General features: G+C 59.6%; 19 protein-coding genes. 15 read left to right on the top strand and 4 right to left on the bottom strand.

The window, feature by feature from the left end; translation table 11 throughout:
* The first annotated feature begins 44 nt into the window (after window positions 1-44).
* Window positions 45-248 carry a hypothetical protein gene (locus C7H08_RS03665; RefSeq protein WP_106670422.1) on the top strand — a complete coding sequence of 68 codons (204 nt, stop codon included), beginning with the start codon at window positions 45-47 and terminating at the stop codon, window positions 246-248.
* 1 nt (window position 249) lies between these two features.
* On the opposite strand, the gene C7H08_RS03660 is transcribed toward C7H08_RS03665, so the two are convergent.
* Entirely contained in the window at window positions 250-1,158 is a 909-nt protein-coding gene (locus C7H08_RS03660) for an acyltransferase (protein WP_106670421.1), read from the bottom strand.
* 182 nt (window positions 1,159-1,340) lie between these two features.
* On the opposite strand from C7H08_RS03660, the gene C7H08_RS03655 reads away from it, so the two are divergent.
* Window positions 1,341-2,492, top strand: coding sequence for an alpha/beta fold hydrolase (locus tag C7H08_RS03655; protein ID WP_106670420.1), 1,152 nt, complete (start codon window positions 1,341-1,343; stop codon window positions 2,490-2,492).
* 217 nt (window positions 2,493-2,709) lie between these two features.
* Here the strand turns inward: C7H08_RS03655 and C7H08_RS03650 are convergent, their stop codons facing one another.
* Window positions 2,710-3,381: a haloacid dehalogenase type II gene (locus tag C7H08_RS03650; protein ID WP_106670419.1), complete on the bottom strand. Its 672-nt coding sequence runs from the start codon at window positions 3,379-3,381 to the stop codon at window positions 2,710-2,712.
* Between the two features lie 124 nt (window positions 3,382-3,505).
* Here C7H08_RS03650 and C7H08_RS03645 point away from each other — a divergent pair, with 124 nt between their 5' ends.
* The 10 genes from C7H08_RS03645 to C7H08_RS03600 all read left to right on the top strand — a co-directional run bounded on the left by C7H08_RS03645 (window position 3,506) and on the right by C7H08_RS03600 (window position 13,911).
* Window positions 3,506-4,417: a LysR family transcriptional regulator gene (locus tag C7H08_RS03645; RefSeq protein WP_106670418.1), complete on the top strand. Its 912-nt coding sequence runs from the start codon at window positions 3,506-3,508 to the stop codon at window positions 4,415-4,417.
* Between the two features lie 234 nt (window positions 4,418-4,651).
* Window positions 4,652-5,866, top strand: a complete 1,215-nt coding sequence (locus tag C7H08_RS03640; RefSeq protein ID WP_106670417.1) for a Bcr/CflA family multidrug efflux MFS transporter — start codon at window positions 4,652-4,654, stop codon at window positions 5,864-5,866.
* Window positions 5,867-5,943: 77 nt separating this feature from the next.
* Window positions 5,944-6,441 carry a thiol peroxidase gene (gene tpx, locus C7H08_RS03635; RefSeq protein ID WP_106670416.1) on the top strand — a complete coding sequence of 166 codons (498 nt, stop codon included), beginning with the start codon at window positions 5,944-5,946 and terminating at the stop codon, window positions 6,439-6,441.
* Window positions 6,442-6,687: 246 nt separating this feature from the next.
* Complete coding sequence (locus tag C7H08_RS03630) at window positions 6,688-8,013, top strand: MATE family efflux transporter (RefSeq protein WP_227663179.1); 1,326 nt, start codon at window positions 6,688-6,690, stop codon at window positions 8,011-8,013.
* A 132-nt stretch (window positions 8,014-8,145) separates the two neighbouring features.
* Entirely contained in the window at window positions 8,146-10,953 is a 2,808-nt protein-coding gene (locus C7H08_RS03625; protein WP_106670415.1) for a monovalent cation/H+ antiporter subunit A, read from the top strand.
* Complete coding sequence (locus tag C7H08_RS03620; protein WP_106670414.1) at window positions 10,953-11,291, top strand: Na+/H+ antiporter subunit C; 339 nt, start codon at window positions 10,953-10,955, stop codon at window positions 11,289-11,291. Before C7H08_RS03625 ends, C7H08_RS03620 begins: the two co-directional genes overlap by 1 nt.
* Entirely contained in the window at window positions 11,288-12,817 is a 1,530-nt protein-coding gene (locus C7H08_RS03615; protein ID WP_106670413.1) for a monovalent cation/H+ antiporter subunit D, read from the top strand. Before C7H08_RS03620 ends, C7H08_RS03615 begins: the two co-directional genes overlap by 4 nt.
* Window positions 12,814-13,308, top strand: a complete 495-nt coding sequence (locus tag C7H08_RS03610; protein ID WP_106670412.1) for a Na+/H+ antiporter subunit E — start codon at window positions 12,814-12,816, stop codon at window positions 13,306-13,308. The genes C7H08_RS03615 and C7H08_RS03610 overlap by 4 nt, the downstream gene beginning before the upstream one ends.
* Complete coding sequence (locus C7H08_RS03605) at window positions 13,301-13,570, top strand: K+/H+ antiporter subunit F (RefSeq protein WP_106670411.1); 270 nt, start codon at window positions 13,301-13,303, stop codon at window positions 13,568-13,570. The genes C7H08_RS03610 and C7H08_RS03605 overlap by 8 nt, the downstream gene beginning before the upstream one ends.
* An 11-nt stretch (window positions 13,571-13,581) precedes the next feature.
* Entirely contained in the window at window positions 13,582-13,911 is a 330-nt protein-coding gene (locus C7H08_RS03600) for a Na+/H+ antiporter subunit G (RefSeq protein ID WP_106670499.1), read from the top strand.
* On the opposite strand, the gene C7H08_RS03595 is transcribed toward C7H08_RS03600, so the two are convergent.
* Window positions 13,908-14,336: a thioesterase family protein gene (locus tag C7H08_RS03595; protein WP_106670410.1), complete on the bottom strand. Its 429-nt coding sequence runs from the start codon at window positions 14,334-14,336 to the stop codon at window positions 13,908-13,910. The genes C7H08_RS03600 and C7H08_RS03595 overlap by 4 nt on opposite strands.
* A gap of 285 nt (window positions 14,337-14,621) precedes the next feature.
* Here C7H08_RS03595 and C7H08_RS03590 point away from each other — a divergent pair, with 285 nt between their 5' ends.
* Window positions 14,622-16,259, top strand: a complete 1,638-nt coding sequence (locus C7H08_RS03590) for an MBL fold metallo-hydrolase (protein WP_106670409.1) — start codon at window positions 14,622-14,624, stop codon at window positions 16,257-16,259.
* A gap of 9 nt (window positions 16,260-16,268) precedes the next feature.
* Here C7H08_RS03590 and C7H08_RS03585 read toward each other — a convergent pair whose 3' ends face one another.
* Window positions 16,269-16,427 carry a YqaE/Pmp3 family membrane protein gene (locus C7H08_RS03585; RefSeq protein WP_022989318.1) on the bottom strand — a complete coding sequence of 53 codons (159 nt, stop codon included), beginning with the start codon at window positions 16,425-16,427 and terminating at the stop codon, window positions 16,269-16,271.
* A gap of 302 nt (window positions 16,428-16,729) precedes the next feature.
* Here C7H08_RS03585 and C7H08_RS03580 point away from each other — a divergent pair, with 302 nt between their 5' ends.
* Both C7H08_RS03580 and C7H08_RS03575 read left to right on the top strand, forming a co-directional pair.
* A complete protein-coding gene (locus C7H08_RS03580; protein WP_227663180.1) occupies window positions 16,730-18,034 on the top strand; it encodes a M14 family metallopeptidase in 1,305 nt (434 codons plus the stop codon).
* A gap of 46 nt (window positions 18,035-18,080) precedes the next feature.
* Entirely contained in the window at window positions 18,081-19,013 is a 933-nt protein-coding gene (locus tag C7H08_RS03575; protein WP_227663181.1) for a DMT family transporter, read from the top strand.
* The last annotated feature ends 20 nt before the right edge of the window (window positions 19,014-19,033 follow it).

The following is a 19,033-nucleotide window of genomic DNA, read 5'->3' as shown; positions in this document are numbered from 1 at the left end:
CACACCGTATATTTGGGTGGTCAACCCTGAAATGGAGGTGTGTCATGCCTATCAGTCCTCAGGATTTCCTGAAGAAATACGGCTTTGACAAAGAAGACGAAGAGCGCGACCACAGCCTGCGGCACAACGCCCTGGAGCACGCCAGACGCTTGCGCCGGCCCCATGCCGGCACGCCCCATGACTGGGAAGAGTGGGAGCGGTACAAGCGTGAACACCCGGATGAGGTGGCCGACCAGGACGAATCCTGACTCAGCGTCCTTGCTGGTCAATGGTGAGCACACGGCTCAGGCGCTCATCTTTGCGTTGCCAAAGCGCTCCTAGCCAGTCTTTCACATTGCGGCGATGCTCGGCGTCACTGGAATAGTCCCGCCCTTTCAGGTGCTCCGGTATGGCTTGGGTGTCGATGTCCATGTGAACTTCGGTAACCCGACCGCACATAAACTCCCAGAAGGTCGGCGCACCGCTCGGGTAGGCAATGGTGACATCCACCAGGGTGTCGATGGAATCGCCCATAGCGTCCAGCACAAACGCCACGCCGCCGGCTTTGGGTGTCAGCAGGTTCTGGTATGGCGATTTCTGTTTGTCGTGTTTAGCCTGAGTAAAACGGGTGCCTTCGACAAAGTTCATTACACTGACCGGAGTGAATCGGAATTTCTCGCAGGCTTTACGGGTAGCGGTCAGGTCTTCACCGCGCTTTTCCGGGTGTTTGATCAAGTATTCCCGGGTATAACGCTTCATGAACGGAAAATCCAGGCCCCACCAAGCCAGGCCAATCACCGGCACCCAGATCAGTTGCTGTTTCAGGAAGAACTTGAGAAAGGGCGCCCGGCGGTTAAATACTCGTTGCATGGCAAAAATATCGGCCCAGCTTTGATGGTTACTGAGCACCAGATACCAGCTTTCGCGTTTGAGGGTTTCGGCACCCGTCACCTTCCAGCGGGTGCTGTGGGTCAGCTTCATCCAGCCGGTGTTGCAGGCGACCCAGGATTCCGAGATCCAGATGATGGCTTTGGTGCACAGCACTCGGAAGCCCTTGTGCGGGATAATCAGCTTCAAAATGGCCGGAATATAGAGCAACAGACACCAGAACACGGTGTTCAGGCCCAGCAATATTGAATTGATGACGCCAATGAGAGGAGCGGGCAGGAAGCTCAGCATGATGATCCTGTTTCAGGTTGTTGTTTCCAATGGCTGCCATCATAACAACCGCAGGCGAAATTGGGCAGTGGCCTGAAGTGACCATCGCGCCGGTCAGATGTGACGGTTTTGCCATGGTTTACCGGTAGTCCTGGCTCTATGCTTACGACACCTGTTGACCTGACCTACTGCCGGAAGCCTTCATGCCCAATCCCCTGAAAATCGCACTCAAGAACGCAACCGGCCTGGCCCGCCAGGGCTCTGTCTACGCCGGCAATGCGTTTGACCGGGTGTTCCGCGCCGCCAGCCTGGTGCAGGCCGGGCAGACGCCCTTTGAAACCTTGCACTCGGACGGGCTGGTCAGCCTGCGATATTACCCGCCGCTGCAGGAAGATTTCATCGAGCTGGATGATCTGCTGATTCCGGTGGAGCGCGCCACACACCGCACGCCGATTGTGATCATCCCGCCGCTGGCGGTGAACATGCTGATCTACGATCTGTTCCCGCAGCGCAGCCTGGTGCGGTTTCTGCGCGCGAAAGGGTTTAAAGTGTATCTGATCGATTGGGGCATGCCCGGGCGGGAACACACCCATTATAACCTGCATACTTATGTCGCAGAGCTGTTGCCGGCCTCTCTGAACCGGGTGCGGGAGCACAGTGGCGAGCAGGAGCTGTCGCTGCATGGCTGGAGCATGGGCGGCATGTTTACGCTGTTCTATTCCGCCCTGAGCAGGGATCAGCACATTCGCAATGCCATTGTGCTGGGCCTGCCGATCGACAGTCATGCCTCCGGGGCCATTGGCTGGATGTATCAACGGATGGCGGATGTGGCGGGTGTGGTGCGCAAGCGTACCGGGTTTCAGATTCACAACCTGAAGCCGCACTGGTTCCACACGCCGGGCTGGGCCAATACCATTGGTTTCAAGCTGACCAATCCGGTTGGCAGCGTGATGGGCTATTGGGAGTTGATCTTGCGCCTGGGGGATCGGGAGTTTGTGACGAACCATGCCACCACGTCGGCCTTTCTGGACCGGATGGTGGCTTATCCTGGTGGGATCATTCAGGACACGGTGGTGCGGGTGTGGATTGATAATCAGCTGGCAAAGGGGCAAATTCAGATCGGCGAGGATTTTGCGCGGCTGGAGAATGTGAATGCCAACTTACTGGCGATTGCCGGTCAGGAGGATACGCTGGCGACGCCGGGGGCGGCGAAGCGGGTGATGGATCATGTCAGCTCCGTCGACAAGACGTTCCGGGTGGCGCCCGGTGGGCACATGGGAATCCTGGCGGGGAGCAAGGCGCCTAAGGCCTCCTGGCTGGAACTGGCGGAGTGGTTGGCGGCCCGGTCTGACTGATTCTAGATTTTTACCGGCTTTGGAGTTTGTCGGCAGAGGTTGGGGTAGGCTTTCCAAAACACGCTCCTTCGGCCCATCCATGGGGCGCTTGGGCTCCGCCATCCCTGGCTCCGCACATTTTTGGAAAGCCTACCCCAACCCCTGCCTTCGCTGGCTTCTGAGCTGTGTTCTTGCCAATGTCGGCTAGTTCTGGAATGTCGCTCCAATTTTTTGTTTCTCAGAAATCTTCGATAATTTCTCTCAATTCCGACAGGCTTTCAATCACCGCTGACGGCTCAATTCCCCAGTCTTCAAATACCTTGTTGGCATCCCGCTTTACCCAGATCGCGGTCAGTCCGGCGGCTCGGGCACCGATAACGTCCCAGGCGTTGCTGGACACCAGGCACAGGGGCGTGTCCCAGGCGCCGGTGGCGCGGCGGGCGTAGGTGTAGACAGCCGGGTCGGGCTTGTAGGTTTTGAGGTCGTCGACGGAGACCAGGCCGTCGAACTGAGCCAGCAGCTGGTTGTGGCCGAGCACTTTTTCCAGCGCCGGGTAGCTGCCGTTGGAGAACGCGAACAACGGATACTGGCCCTTGAGGGCCTGCAAGGCCGGTAGGGCGTCGTCAAACGCCGGGAGCAACAGGTACGCGGCCATCAGTTCGTCTTCCCGCGCCTTGCTCAGCGCCAATTGATGGCTGGCCATGGCGTAGCGCAGGGCCTGGCGGGTGCAGACACCGAAATCTTCATAGACCCTCATCAGGCCTTTTCGGAACGAAAACTCCAGCTGCTTCTCCCGCCACAACGTCGCCACTGCGGCGGCGTCCGGGCCCGCGTCCTGTTCGAGCAGGCTGGACATGCCCACGGGGTCTACCAGGGTGCCATAGACATCAAACGCCAACGTGGTTTTCATGGTTGCTCCTGTGTGGGAGAGGGCTTCTGATCATATTGAGCGAATATTCAAGTTAGTCCAATCGGGCCCTGGTGGCAACGACCCTCTGATGACTTAACCACAGCACTCGCCTAGACTAGAACCCATGAAATCTTTTGATATGTTGAACCTGGACCTTCGATCCCTGGCGACTTTTGTGGCGGTGCTGGATGAAAGCAGCGTGTCACGGGCGGCGGTTCGGCTGGGGGTGTCCCAGTCGGCGGTGAGTCATACCCTGGAGCGGCTGCGGCAGGCCTTTGGCGATCCGCTGTTTGTGAAGTCTGGCCGTGGCATCGTGGCCACGGACTATGCCCTGCGCACCGGCCCGCACATCCGCCAACTGCTGGACGACCTACGCACGCTGCCTTCCGGACCACCGTTTGATCCGGCGACGGCGGAATTCACCTTTACCATTGCCGCCAACGATTACCAACGGGATTTGCTGCTGCCGGGGCTACTGAAGACGCTTCGAGAGCAGGCCCCGGGTATTCATCTGCAAATAATCCCCTCCGGCATTCCCAATGCTGATCTGCTGCGGAAAGAAGCCTGTGATCTGGTGATCAGCCCCCATGCCCCGGAAGCGACAGATATCATGCAACGGGGTTTAATGGCAGACCGGATAGTGGTGTTCTACGACCAGAACGAACGCGACGCACCGGCAGACCTGAAGGATTACATGGGCGCCGACCACATCACCGTGCTGTTCGCCACCGGCGAAAAACCCGGCCTGGACAGCGCCATGGAAGCGCGGGGCCTGAAACGGCGCAGCGTGGTGACGGTCTCCAACTTCTCCGGCCTGCCGGAGTTCCTGCGCGGCACCCGCCTGCTTGCGTCTGCCCCTGAACGCATGAGCACCCAGCTGATGCGCGACTTCGCCTACGTGCCCCTGCCGTTCCAGTACAACCCCTTCACCCTGCTGATGCTCTGGCATCGCCGCCACCAGACCGATCCCGCCCACCGCTGGGTGCGCAACCAGGTGAACTCGGTAGCAGCCACCATGAACGGCTTGCACGATTAATCAATCGATATCATTCATGTATGGCATGAAAGGTTGAGCCGTTATTTTTATCGCCTTGCCGGCCTAGACTTCACGTTCGCAGCAGGTCGGCTGGTGTGAGGGGCATCCTTCCGAAACACGCTCCTTCGGCACATCCATGTGACGCTTGGGCTCCGCCATCCCTGGCTCCGCACAGTTTCGGAAGGATGCCCCTCACACCAGCCTCGCAAACGTCATCATGGCCCTCAACAAACAATGCTCGCACTCACAAGTATCTGGACCACCATTTTACTCGCCGCCGCGGTCGCCCTCGGGCCGATGGCGATTGATATGTATCTGCCGGCCCTACCCCAGATCGGCGCGGATTTCCAGGCCGATACAGGCCAGGTCCAGTTCACCCTGAGCATTTACCTGATCGGCTTTGCCCTCGCCCAACTGGTCTGCGGGCCACTGGCTGACCGCTTTGGTCGCAAGCCGGTGATGATCGGCGGCATGCTGCTGTTCGCCCTCGCCAGCATCGGCTGCGCGCTGGCCAGCAACATCGAAACCCTGCACCTGTTTCGCTTCCTGCAGGCCCTTGGCGGCTCCGCCGGACCGGTACTGGGCCGGGCCATTGTGCGAGACGTTTACACCCCGAGAGACGCGGCCAGAATCCTCGCCATACTGGCCGGCATGATGGCACTGGCGCCGGCCGTGGCACCCACGCTCGGCGGATTCATCGTGGCCACCATGGACTGGCACTGGATCTTCATCGTCATGGCCGCCTACGCCCTGGTCATGGTGGCCGTCATCGCCGTCGGCATCCCCGAGCCCCTGCGCCCGGACAACCGCCAGCCGTTCCGGTTGTGCCAACTCATGCGCAACTACCGCCGCATCGGCACCGACATGACCTTCATCGGCTACACCCTCACCAGCGCCGCCATATACGGCGGCCTGTTCGCCTTCCTGTCCGGCTCCGCCTTCGTACTTATCGACGTGCTCGGCGTTGCCCCCGAACACTTCGGCCTGTACACCGCCATCACCGCCGTCGGCTACTTGCTCGGCAACATTGCCTCCATCCGACTGGCCCGTCACTTGCAGCCAGACCAGATCCTGCTCTACGGCCTGGCCACCACCCTGATCGCCGGGGCCATCATGGCGCTGCTGGCCTACCAAAACATCCACAACCCCTGGGCCGTCGTCTTGCCCCAGGCCCTGTTCATGGCCGGCACCGGCATGGTCCTGCCCCAAACCATGGCCGGCGCCCTGGCCAACTTCCCCACCATGGCCGGCTCCGCCTCCGCCCTGCTCGGCTTCCTCCAGATGACCGCCGCTGCCATTGCCGGCGCCCTCGTCGGCATCCTCCACGACGGCACCCCCCTGGTCATGGCCGTCATCATTACTGTTTGTGCAACACTTGGATTAATCGGCTACCTGTTTCTGGTCCAGCGTTACCCGGCACCAGGGTTTCAGGCACAGGAGACCAGGTAGAATGTGCAAAGTCATCCAAAGTAGGCTACACAGAGTAGATTGGAGACACTTTATAAGCACAAACCAAGGAGCAGACCATGTCCAACGTCACCCTCGACGGCAACCCCATCGATGTCAGCGGGAAATTTCCCCAAGCCGATGAAAACGCAGCCCCCTTCACCCTCACCAACAGCGGCCTTGAAGAAGTAAAACTCGACAGCTGGGCCGGCAAACGCAAAATCCTCAACATCATCCCCAGCATCGACACCGGCGTCTGCGCCGCCAGCACCCGTAAATTCAACGAAAAAGCCGCCGGCCTCGACAACACCGTCGTCCTCGTCATCTCCGCCGACCTGCCCTTCGCGGCGGCCCGCTTCTGCGGAGCCGAAGGCCTGGATAACGTCGAAACCCTCTCCACCTTCCGCAACTACAGCTTCCAGCAAGACTACGGCGTCGCCATCCAGGACGGCCCCCTGGCTGGCCTTTGCGCCCGTGCCGTGGTGGTACTGGACGAAAACGACAAGGTGCTGCACAGCGAGTTGGTGAACGAGATCAAAAACGAGCCGGACTACGAGGCAGCGCTGAAGGTGCTCTGATTCCTTCGATCTCGTTTTTCGCTACACAGTGATGTATTTCTGCCCGACTACCCGTCCAGGGTTCGGGCTGAGTGTGCGGGCCGGTCTTTCTCAAACCTTGCGAAGCCATGGATGGCGGAGCAGAGCGTACAGGGACGTATTCACAGCGTGTTTGAGAAAGACCGGCCCGCACACTTAGCACCCACCAAAAGCCAGACCTGTTAGAATTCCCGCCCAGTCTCCAAAACCCAAGGCACCGAAATTCAAGTGCAAAGCCAACTGACCAACGCCACCCTGGCCCGCCAGCTCTACCACATGACCTGGCCCATGCTGTTCGGCGCGCTCTCCCTGATGACCTTCCAGCTCACCGACAGCGCCTTCGTCGGCCAACTGGGCCGAGATCCGCTGGCGGCGCTCGGCTTCACCGTGCCTATGCAGCAACTGGTCAGCGGCATGTACGTCGGCCTTGGCATCGCCACCACCGCCATCATCTCCCGAACCCTCGGCCAGGGCGACAGCCTCCGTGCCCAACGCCTCGGCGGCCTCGTGGTCACTATTGGCGCCTGCCTGGCATTGATCCTGTGTATTTCCGTCTGGCTACTACAAACCAGCATCCTGAACTTCCTGGGCGCAGAACAGGCCCTCCGCCCGGTCATCCGCGGCTACTGGGTGCCCTGGCTGATCTCCGCCTGGATTGGCGCGCTGCTGTACTTCGGCTACGCCGTCTGCCGATCCAACGGCGACACCAAACTGCCCGGCTACCTGATGATCGCCACCAGCCTGCTCAACATCGCCCTCGACTATCTCTACATCTTTGTCTTTGACTGGGGCCTGCCCGGCGCCGCCTGGGCTACCATCACCGCCTTTGGCCTCGGCGCGCTGATCGTTTATCCCGCCCTGCTAAGGCGCCAGTGGCTGCGCTTTGACCTGATCCAGCTACACCTGGCCCGAACCATCCGGCAACTCGGCAGCATCATGGCCCCGGCCATGGTCAGCCAGCTGATGCCGCCACTCGCCGCCATACTGGCAACGTCGCTGGTGGCCGGTTTTGGTTCCGCCGCCGTCGCCGCCTGGGGCCTGGGCACCCGCCTGGAATTTTTCTCCATTGTCGTCGTGCTCGCCCTGACCATGTCCATGCCGCCGATGATTGGCCGCATGTTGGGCGCCGGCGAGCTGGAAAACATCCGCCGGCTGGTGCGCATCGCGGTGCGCTTTATCGTGGTGTGGCAACTGGTGCTGGGGCTGATCTGGCTGGCAGCCTCCGGACTGGTGGCTACCCTGTTCACCAAGGACGGTGATGTTCAGGACATCCTGATCAGTTACCTGCTCCGGGTGCCACTGAGTTACAGCGGTCTGGGTGTGTGCATGCTGATGGTGTCGGTCAACAATGCTCTGGGGCTGCCAATGCGGGCACTGCTCATTTCTACACTGCGGCTGTTTGCCTGTTATCTTCCACTGCTCTGGCTTGGCGCCCGGTATAGCGGGCTTACCGGCCTTATGTCCGGCGCTTTGGTTGGCAACCTTGCGGCCGGCGTCATGGCCTACGGTCTGTACCGCCAGGGCATGACCTATCTCAGGCAAAAACAGGCGTAAATTGATCGTTAACAATGCATTATGGGGCTGGCCTTTGCTAACCTGTGGCAGCCAGCGCGCCCCTGACACCTGACCGACGTTTTCAAGGGCAAAACAAACACTAACCAAACTCTCCGGGTTACCGGCCCAATTATGGCACCAGGATTTATCATTTTATTGCCTGTACTAGGCGCTTTTGCTTCCTGGCTGTTGAGCCGTCATTCGGCTAACCCAGGCATACGCATCCATGCAATGGTTGCTACTCTCGCACCGCTGGCTGGCCTGCTGTTGCTGGCACGACACTGGCCGCAACTGGCCGCCGATGATCCCCTGATCGCTACCGTGCAGTGGATTCCGCAACTGGGGCTGGATCTGTCGTTCCGACTGGACGGCCTGAGCTGGCTGTTCGCCACCCTGATCACCGGCATTGGCTGTCTGATCATTCTGTACGCCCGCTATTACTTCGAAGGCAAAGCCAGCGCTCCCCGCTTTTTTATTCTGATCCAGCTGTTCATGACCGCCATGCTGGGCATTGTGTTGTCCGAGAACCTGTTGTTCATGCTGGTGTTCTGGGAAATGACCAGCCTGGTGTCATTCCTGCTGATCGGTTTTAACTGGTCAAACCGGGGTGCTCGCCGGGGTGCCCGGCTGTCGCTGGTGATTACCGGCGGTGGCGGCCTGGCCCTGCTGGCCGGTATTCTGCTGCTGGGCAACATGGCCGGCAGCTTCCAGCTGACCGAGATTCTGGCCCAAAGCGACACCCTGACCAATCATCGCCTGTACCCGCTGATGCTGAGTCTGGTACTTCTGGGTGCCTTCACCAAATCGGCCCAGGCGCCGTTCCATCTGTGGCTACCCCATGCCATGGCTGCGCCGACGCCAGTCTCGGCGTATCTGCACTCAGCCACCATGGTCAAGGCTGGCCTGTTCCTGATGGCGCGCCTGCACCCGGCTCTGGGAGACACCGAGCTGTGGTTTGCCCTGATCACCGTGACCGGCATGATCACCCTGATGGTGGGTGCGTTTGTAGCCATGTTCATGCACGACATCAAAGGGCTGCTGGCCTACTCCACCATATCTCATCTGGGCCTGATCACCCTGCTGATCGGCATGGGCAGCGAAATGGCGATGGCGGCTGCACTGTTTCATCTGGTCTGTCATGCCCTCTTCAAAGCCCCGCTGTTCATGATGGCGGGCTACGTTGACCAGGCCACTGGCAGCCGCGATATGCAGCTGATTAACGGCCTTTGGCGCTGGATGCCAGCCTTGATGCTGGTCACCATTGTGCCTGCCGCAGCCATGGCCGGGCTGCCACTGATGAGCGGCTATCTGAGCAAGAAAATGCTGTTCTCCGAAAGCTTGCTGGTGACCGCACCACATTGGGCGAATGTGGTGATTCCAGTCTGGGTCACGGTAGCCGGCCTGTTCTCGGTGGCCTATTCGGTGCGCATTTTCCACAACGTCTTTTTCAACGGCAAACCCCGGGATTTGCCGATCTGGCCACCGAAAAAGAAGCCAGCAATGGCACTTATGCCATTGCTGGTGTTGGCAGGGCTTTCCCTGTTGGTGGGGCTGATGCCACAGGCGATCTATGATCATCTGGTGCATTACGCGGTCATGGCGACCACCGCTTCACACTTGCCGCTGTATGATTTCAGCGCGCTGGCCGACGCCCACACCCCAGCCATGATGAGCCTGCTGGCGATGCTCGCGGGCCTCGCGGTTTATGCTGCCCGAAAACCGTTGTTTGCCATTCACGCCCGGTTGCCGGACGTGGACGCCAAAGACATTTTCGAAACCGTCATGCAGCGCACCATACGCTTCTCTCAAACCCTGGTTTACCAGCTGGAAAATGGCTCACTGCAACGTTATCTTGCGCTGATACTGCTGACCACCGTCGCGCTCGTGGCCTGGAGCCTGACCGGGCTGGAGCAGTGGCGCGGGCCAGTGCCACTGTCAGACCTGGACCCACTGGTGGTCTTCGGCATCAGCATTCTGTGCCTGTCTGCCGTGGGTGTGGTGCTGTTCCACCGCTACCGGCTGCCCGCCCTATTGCTGCTGTCAGTGACTGGCCTGTTTGTTACGCTGATCTTTGCCTGGTTCTCGGCACCCGACCTGGCGCTCACCCAGCTTTCGGTTGAAGTGATGGCGGTGGTGATCATGATGCTGGCGCTGTCGTTTCTGCCCCAGACGTCACCCAGAGAATCGCGGCTGCCCAGGGTGTTGCGGGATCTGTTTGTAGCCGTGGCGGCCGGCAGCGGTGTAGCCGCGTTTACTTACGCCGTGCTGACCCGCCCGAGCAACTCCATTTCCGATTTCTTCCTGACCAACAGCGTGCCCGGCGGGGGCGGCAGCAACGTGGTGAATGTGATTCTGGTGGACTTCCGGGGCTTCGACACGTTGGGTGAAATTACCGTGCTGGGTATTGCCGCGGTGGCGGTATTCGCTTTTACCCGCAACCTGAACCTGAAACACCGGGTGGCAGAATCCGGCCACTCGCACTGGGTGGCAGAACCCCATCCGGTGTTCCTGCAGGTGGTCGCGCACATGGCCTTGCCCATCGCTCTGCTGGTCTCAGCCTACATCTTCCTGCGCGGGCACAATATGCCCGGCGGCGGCTTTATTGCCGGGCTGGTAACCGCGGTCGCGCTGACCCTGCAATACATGGCGGGCGGCCTGGCCTGGGCCCATGAGCGGATGCGTACGCAATTCCGTTCACTGATCGGGGCCGGGCTTTTGATGGCACTGCTGACCGGCATGGCCAGCTGGGTGTTCGGCTATCCGTTCCTGACATCCACCTTTGCACACCTGGATTGGCCATTAATAGGCGAGTTCGAACTCGCCAGCGCCCTGATGTTTGATTTGGGCGTGTACACCACGGTGGTTGGCGCCACCCTGCTAATCCTAGCCAATCTCGGCAAACTAATGACCATTGCCGGCCCGGGCAAGGAGATAGGCTGATGGAACTGATGATCTCGGTCGCTCTCGGCATTCTGACCACCTGCGGTGTGTTCCTGATTCTGCGGGCGCGAACCTTTTCCGTGGTGTTAGGCCTGACCCTGCTGTCCCATGCGGTTAACCTGTTTCTGTTCAGTATGGGCCGACTGACCACCGGCGCGCCGGCCATCGTCGGCCTGACGCCAGACAGCGCAGACCCTCTGCCCCAGGCCCTGGTGCTCACCGCCATTGTCATCAGCTTCGCCATGACCGCCTTTGTGGTGGTGTTGTCGCTGAAGGCGGCAGTTGAACTGCGCAGCGATCACGTCGACGGGGAAAACCCTAACGAGGATCGACCATGACGCACCTGATGATTCTACCGGTGGTAATTCCTATGCTGGCCGCCGCTTGGCTGCTACTGAACCACCGGGCCAGCATTGGTCGCCAGCGGGTCTGGAGCATTCTGTCCACCAGTCTGCTGGTGGCCCTCGGCGTATGGGCGGTTACCGCCGCGCAAGCGGACTACCACACCTACTGGCTGGGAAACTGGCAACCGCCGTTTGGCATCGTGTTAGTACTCGACCGCCTCAGCGCCATGATGTTGCTGTTGGCTGCGTTACTGGCGCTGTTCTGCGTACTTTACGCCAGCCGTGGCAGTGACCGGGAAGGCTCGCACTTTCATGCGCTGTTCCAGTTTCAGCTAATGGGCATTAACGGCGCTTTTTTGACCGGTGATCTGTTTAACCTGTTTGTATTCTTCGAGATCCTGCTGCTGGCTTCCTACGCCTTGCTGCTGCATGGGGGCGGCCGCGCACGCAGTCGGGCCGGTCTGCATTATGTCATCATTAATCTTCTGGGTTCTGCGCTGTTCCTGCTGGCGCTGGGCATTCTTTATGGCCTGACCGGCACCCTGAACATGGCCGATCTGGCGGTGCGAATTGCGGCGGCCAACCCAGACGATCAAACACTGCTCAAAGGCGCTGCCCTTTTGTTGATGGTGGTATTCGGCATCAAGGCAGCAATTCTGCCGCTGCTGTTCTGGTTGCCACGAGCGTATTCCGCAGCCAGCGCCCCGGTAGCCGCACTGTTCGCGATCATGACCAAGGTGGGCTTTTACGCCATGGTGCGGGTGCTGCTGATCGTGTTCGGGCTGGATTCGGCCCAGCCGCTCAACGCCGACGTTTTTCTCTGGCTCTGGCCACTGGCACTGGTCACGCTTGGCCTTGGCGCCATTGGCATCCTGGGTGCGGCCAGTTTGCGCACCATGGCCGCCTATATGGTGATTCTGTCGAGTGGGCTGCTGATGGCCAGCTTTGCCATGGCCGAGGCCACGGTGCTGGCCGCCAGCCTGTTCTATCTGTTGCACAGCACCTGCCTGGCGGCGGTGTTCTTCCTGCTGGCCGATCTGATCGGCCGGCAGCGAGCTGAGGGTTACGACCTGCTGTCCGTTACCGCGCCGCTGACCAATCGCTGGCTGCTGGGCACATTGTTTCTGGTCGCTGCCGCCAGCATGGCAGGGTTGCCGCCGTTTTCGGGATTTATCAGCAAGGCCTGGTTGCTGCAGAACGCCGTCAGCCACCCAAAGTATCTCTGGCTCTGGGGCATCACCCTGGTGGCCGGGCTGTTCATGATTGCCGCGCTCAGCCGGGCCGGCTCCGGCTGGTTCTGGAAACCGGAGCCGTATACTGGCCGCCAGCGGCGCCGGCTTGATCCGGCCCGGGTCGCCACCGTGTCGGTGCTGATCGGCATCAGCGCGGCTCTGGCCCTGTTTGCCGCCCCGGTAATGGACTATATGAGCGCGACTGCGGGTCAGCTGTACCAGCCGTCAGCCTATGTTGAGGCGGTGCTGGGTGAATCCGCGATGGCGAATGGAGGACACAACCCATGACCTGGTTACAGCGCTGGCTGCCTCACCCTCTGTTTACCGGGTTTTTGGTGTTGTTGTGGCTGCTGATGAATCAGTTCAGCTTCGCCCATCTGCTGCTGGGCTCAGTGCTGGCGGTGGTGATTTCGCTGGTCACCCAGCCGTTCTGGCCGGAGCGCTCCCGGGTCAAATACCCGGGCAAGTTGCTGGTCTATCTAGGGCGCTTGTTACTGGATATTCTGAAGTCGAACCTGGTAGTGGCTCGGCGTATTCTGTTTCAGTCGGACGACCTCAAACCGGGCTTTTTTACCTATCCGCTGTCGCTGACAGATGATTTCGCGGTCACCATGCTGGCCAGCACCATTTCACTGACGCCTGGCACCGTCAGTGCTCACTATGACCGCGAGGGCAGAACGCTGCTGATTCACTGTCTGCACCTGGACGATGAAGAGGCGTTGATTCAGGACATCCACCGCCGTTACGAGCTACCGTTACAGGAGATTTTTGATGATTGAATGGGCGGTTAACCTGGCAATCACTCTGTTTGCGGTATCGATCCTGCTGAATCTGTACCGATTGGCGATCGGGCCGGATATTGTTGACCGGATTCTGGCCCTGGATACCCTGATGATAAACAGCATCGCTCTGATTGTGCTGTTTGATATCCGGTTGTCGCTGGGCATTCTGTTCGAGGCCGCCATGCTGATTGCGCTGATGGGCTTTGTCGGTACGGTCGCAATGACCAAGTACCTGTTACGGGGGGATGTGATCGAATGACTGTATCAACCATGCCGTTTTTGCTTGAACTGGTGGTTTCGCTGTTCCTGATTGCCGGCGCCCTGTTTGCACTGATTGGCTCCATCGGGCTGGCACGGTTGCGGGATTTTTTCATGCGCCTGCACGGGCCGACCAAGGCCAGTACCCTGGGGCTGGGTTGTTTGCTGGTGGGCTCACTGCTGTACTTCAGTTTCCAGCGGGGCACGGTGTCTGTGCATGAGGCGATCGTGACGGTGTTTCTGTTCGCCACCGCGCCGGTCAGTGCCCATATGATGGCCAAGGCCGCCCTGTTCCGTGGTGTCGGCAAGGGCGGCCCCAGCCGAAACTATCCGGACCGTTAGTCCGCGAAGCGTGCGCGGAAGCTGTCCGGCATGGCGGTGACTTCACGGGTCTGGTAGTTGAAGAAAACGAAGCCGTATTTTGCGAGGGCAACCGGCTGACCGGTTTCGACTTTGCTGACCCGGAACACAAAATCGCCGCCGTATTTGTTGAAGTCCATCAGGCCGACTTCAAACCGCAGCAGATCGGGGTGGAATGATTCGCCCTGGTACATGGTGGCGAGGTCGGTGACGATAATGCCCATGCCGTTCTGATCGGCTTCTTCGATGCCATACTCGACCAGGAACTGGGCTCTGGCTTCGGAGAGCATCGAAATGAGGGCGTCGTTGCCGAGGTGGTTGGCGCCGTTGATGTCGGTGATTCTGACGGGCATTCGGGTTTCGAAGCAGAAGGCGTTGTCCGGAAGTTCCAGTTTGATTCTTGCCACGGGCTTGTCCTGATCAGGTTCGGATTTGGTTAGTCTGAATCATACGCTTCCCGTTGTGACTTCTCATCCTGTGCTGCTATCGGGTATCTTGCTTGTTGTCCCTGCGCTTTTTGTTGCGGAGTATGCGGCGATTGGCGGTGGGCCTTCCAAAACACGCTCCTTCGGCACATCCTTGTGACGCTTGGGCTCCGCCATCCCTGGCTCCGCACAGTTTTGGAAGGCCCACCGCCAATCCCCGCTCATCCATCCTGCGCGCGCAAATACATTAAACAACAAGAGTACCTTATGGATATTCGCCCTGCCGCAACCCTGGTTCTGACCCGTGATACTGCCGACGGACTCGAAGTACTCCTGCTGCAACGCACCTGGGAGGCGATTTTCCTGCCCGGGTATTATGTGTTTCCCGGCGGTGCGGTGAACGCGCAGGAACCGGAGGGGCGGGTGCATATGGTCGGAGTTGAAGACGCCCACATCAGTCAGACCATGAGTCTGGACGAGGGCGGCGCGGATTATATGCTGGCGGCGGTTCGGGAGTGTTTTGAGGAGGCCGGGGTTCTGCTGGCTCAGGACAGCGCTGGGGCGCTGGTCGGGGCGGAGCATCCGGTTCATGGTGAGCGGGAGGCGCTGTTCCGGGATGAGGTGTCGCTGGCGCAGTTGTGTGCGAAGCACGGGCTGATGGTGCCGCTGGACCGGTTGGCGTATCTGAGCCATTGGGTGACGCCGCCGGGGCCGCCCCGGCGCTTTGATACGCGGTTTTTTGTGGCGGTGGCGCCGGCGGGGCAGGTCGCCAGTCACGATGGTGAGGAGACCATTGATCAGGTGTGGATTTCACCCGCGCAGGCGCTGGCGGAGCATCGGGCCGGGCAGCGGCTGCTGGGGTTGCCGACGATCCGGACCTTGCGGGTATTGTGCGATTTCAGCACCAGCGCGGAGTTGATGCGCTATGCCCATGCCAATCCGCCGGAGGCGTTTCCGACCGATCCCTGGCCGGCGCTGCGTAAGGGTCAGCCAGTACTGCTGGAGCCGAACGCGCCGGCGTATGATGAAGCGGTAAAGCTGGACCCGGAGGGCGAGGGGTCGGTCAAAGCGGAGATTACTCCGGGTGAACCGGTTGAGGTTGCCGCCGGGGTGGTCCGGCTAACGGCGCCGAATCCGGGGATGATGACGGGGCCGGGCACCAACACCTACCTTCTGGGCTTTGAGCGGTTTACCGTCATTGATCCGGGGCCTGCGGATGAGACGCACATCGAGCGGATTCTGGAGGTAACCGGCGGCGCGGTGGATCAGGTGCTGGTGACCCACACTCATCTGGATCATTCACCGGCGGTCAGGCTGTTGCAGGAACGGACCGGATGCCGGGTGATCGGTTGGACCGCTCCGGAAGGTGCCAGCCAGGACAAAACCTTCGCCCCGGATAACGAACCCACGCATGAAGACCTGATTGAGACAGAAGCCGGTGCGCTGAAGGTTCTGCACACGCCCGGTCACGCCTCAAATCATCTTTGCTATCTGCTGCCGGAGCAGGAGCTGCTGTTTTCCGGCGATCACATCATGCAAGGCTCGACCGTGGTGATCAATCCGCCGGACGGCGATATGAAAGCCTATGTCGAAGCGCTCTACGATTTGCTGGAAGAATCTGTTCGTTTTATTGCCCCGGCCCATGGTTTTCTGATGGGACAGCCGGAGGCGGTGATTGATTATCTGATTACTCATCGGCTATCACGGGAACACAAGATTGCCCGGGTGCTGGACGCGCTGACACCGGTCAGCCTGAAAGATCTGACCGCCAGAGCCTACGATGACGTGCCGGCAGCCATTCATGGGCTGGCAGCGCGGTCAGCACTGGCGCATTTGCTGAAACTGGAAGCCGAGCACCGGGCTTTTCAGAAGGATGATTTCTGGCACATCCGGCGCCCGGAATAAGTTGCCGGGCTATTTTTTGGCAATTACCCAGACCGCGTGAACAATGCCAGGAATGTAGCCAAGCAGGGTAAGCACGATGTTAATCCAGAAGTGCTTACCGATGCCCACCTGTAAAAAAACACCCAAAGGCGGTAACAGAATCGCAATAAGAATTCGCAAAAGGTCCATTCAGTTCACTCCTCGTAGTACGTATGACGGTCATATCACTGAAAGATAGCAGTGTTAATACATTCCACCATACCGGGCAACAATAAGTGAGCCCGCGATCATGAAAGTGGCATTAAACCTCTGTCACAGCAGTATGCATGAACCACATCGGGCCCTATTCTTGGGGCCATCGGTAAGGTACTCGAGGACTTATGCTGTTTCAAAGGCTCAAATACTTCACAACCCGACAATTTCCCATTCTGTTTTTAGCGGCCACTCTACCGGCCGCCGCTTGGGCAAATCAGAATGAACCGTCCGGAACAATGTTGATTGCCCAGCTCGCCGAAGATGAAAACGTTGAAGATGTGGTGCGATCCGAGCCACGGCGCGGCGCGTCCCAGAGCAAAGACACGGTGAAAAAGACGCAGGAAGTGCCGGCATCCGGGACCAATCAGGCAGATTCGGATGGTAAACCGGTGGAGGCTGAAACACTGGCGGTGCCCGCCACCCGAAAAATTGCTCCGAACATTGATCTGAAAGAGGTCGCGCCGCTGCCTGAACCAGAAGCCCTTACGGAAAGTGACCTGGCCGACCCCCTGCCCGTGGTCGCTGACGAACCAGGCCAACCCTCAGAGCCTGATGCCGCCGGTACCACAGAGCCGGCATTGGCCGAAAGTTTCTCTTTGTTGGGCACGGACATCCGGCCAGGCACATCCACCCGTTTGTCATGGTCGCCCCAAATACAGATTGCGGGATTATCGCAGGTTACACCGGTACTGGTGGTTAACGGCATCAATGCCGGGCCTACGCTGTGCCTGACCGGCGCTATCCATGGCGATGAGCTCAACGGCATCGAAATTGTTCGACGAGCCATATATGACCTGAACCCCGAGAAACTGAGTGGCCGGGTTATCGGCGTACCCATCGTCAACCTCACCGGATTTCAGCAGGGTAGCCGCTACCTGCCTGACCGCCGGGATCTGAACCGTTACTTCCCCGGGCGCAAAGCGGGCAATCTGGCGGATCGGGTGGCTTACTCACTGTTCGAAAACATCATCCGCCATTGTGACATGCTGGTCGATATTCATACCGGGTCACTCAAACGTACCAACCTGCCGCAGCTTCGGGCGGATATGAACAACCCGGACGTGGCGCAGTTTACCCGGGGCTTTGATCGGATGGCGGTGGTCCACAGCAGCGGGTCACCCGGCATGCTGCGTTCTGCCGCGGTTGCTGTGGGCATCCGCGCGGTCACCATGGAAGCCGGCGAATCGCTGCGGATTCAGGAGCATCAGATTGAGGCCGGCGTCAACAGCCTCAACAGCCTGATGGACAAGCACGGCATGATTTCACGGATGTTTGTCTGGGGCGACCCGGAACCGGTGTACTACGACTCCACCTGGGTGCGGGCTCAGCATGGCGGCATTCTGTTCAGTGAGATTGGCCTGGGCGATTACGTATCTCAGGGCGAAATCCTGGGCTATGTGGCTGATCCAATCACCAACGCACAATATCCGATTCACTCCAGCTCCAGCGGCCGGATCATTGGCATGGCGGTCGATCAGGTGGTGATGGCCGGTTTTGCGGCCTACCACATAGGTACGGAGGCAGAAGTACCGGAGGAGTAGTATGCTAGGTGTTTTACCTGACAGCATCTGACGCACAGGAGCGCCCGTGCCTGCGGAAAACGCCGGAATCTTTTCCCGAATCCCGGGCATGGCCTATATCGGGCTGGTGCTTACACCGCTGTTCTGGGCCGGCAACGCTGTGCTCGCCCGGGCCACCGTCGAGTTCATCCCGCCCTTGTCCATGTCGTTCTGGCGCTGGGTAATTGCCCTGGTCATTTTGTTACCAGTCGGGCTTCCGGGCATGTGGCGTCATCGCCGGGTAATACGGGATCGCTTTGGCTCGATGCTGGCACTGGCCACCTTCAGCGTAGCCGCGTTCAATTCCCTGCTGTATTACGCTGCCATTACCACCACCGCCACCAATATTGCCCTTATCAATGCCACCATTCCCATTTTTGTCGCTTTGCTGGCCTGGGTTCTGCTTGGCGACCGCACCCGGCCCATTCAGGCCCTGGGTATCGCTCTGGCCATTGCCGGCATACTGACCGTGGTTGCCCGGGGAGATATCTCGGTACTGACCGGGCTTGAAGCGCAGCCAGGCGACCTGATCATGGTCGCGGCGGTGTTCAGCTGGGGCTTGTTTTCGGTCCTGTTGAGGCGCCAGGCCGTGCCTCTGCCGGCACTGACCTTCCTGACCACCCAGATCCTGCTGGGCACCCTGGTAATTTCGCCGTTCTACCTTGCAGATGTGTTGCTTTTCTCCGGAGGCTTTGAATTGACCCAGGATACGGCCATGCCACTACTGTATTTCGCGATTTTCCCCGGTATCCTTGCCTACGCATTCTGGAATCACGGCGTACACGAAATTGGCCCGGCCAGGGCTGCCATCTTTATGTACCTGACACCGGTGTTTGCTTCCATACTGGCAGGCATATTCCTTCGCGAGTCGCTGGGCGTGTTTCATGTGATCGGCGGTGGGCTTATTCTGGCCGGCCTGATACTGGCCACACGAACCGGGCGCCGACAAGCCACGTATTAACTTCCGAGCCAGGCACACAG

The organism is Marinobacter halophilus (assembly GCF_003007685.1).
GTDB classification, from domain to species: domain Bacteria; phylum Pseudomonadota; class Gammaproteobacteria; order Pseudomonadales; family Oleiphilaceae; genus Marinobacter; species Marinobacter halophilus.
Note: the sequence above shows the minus strand (reverse complement) of the source record. Positions and strands in the feature narration are given on the sequence as shown.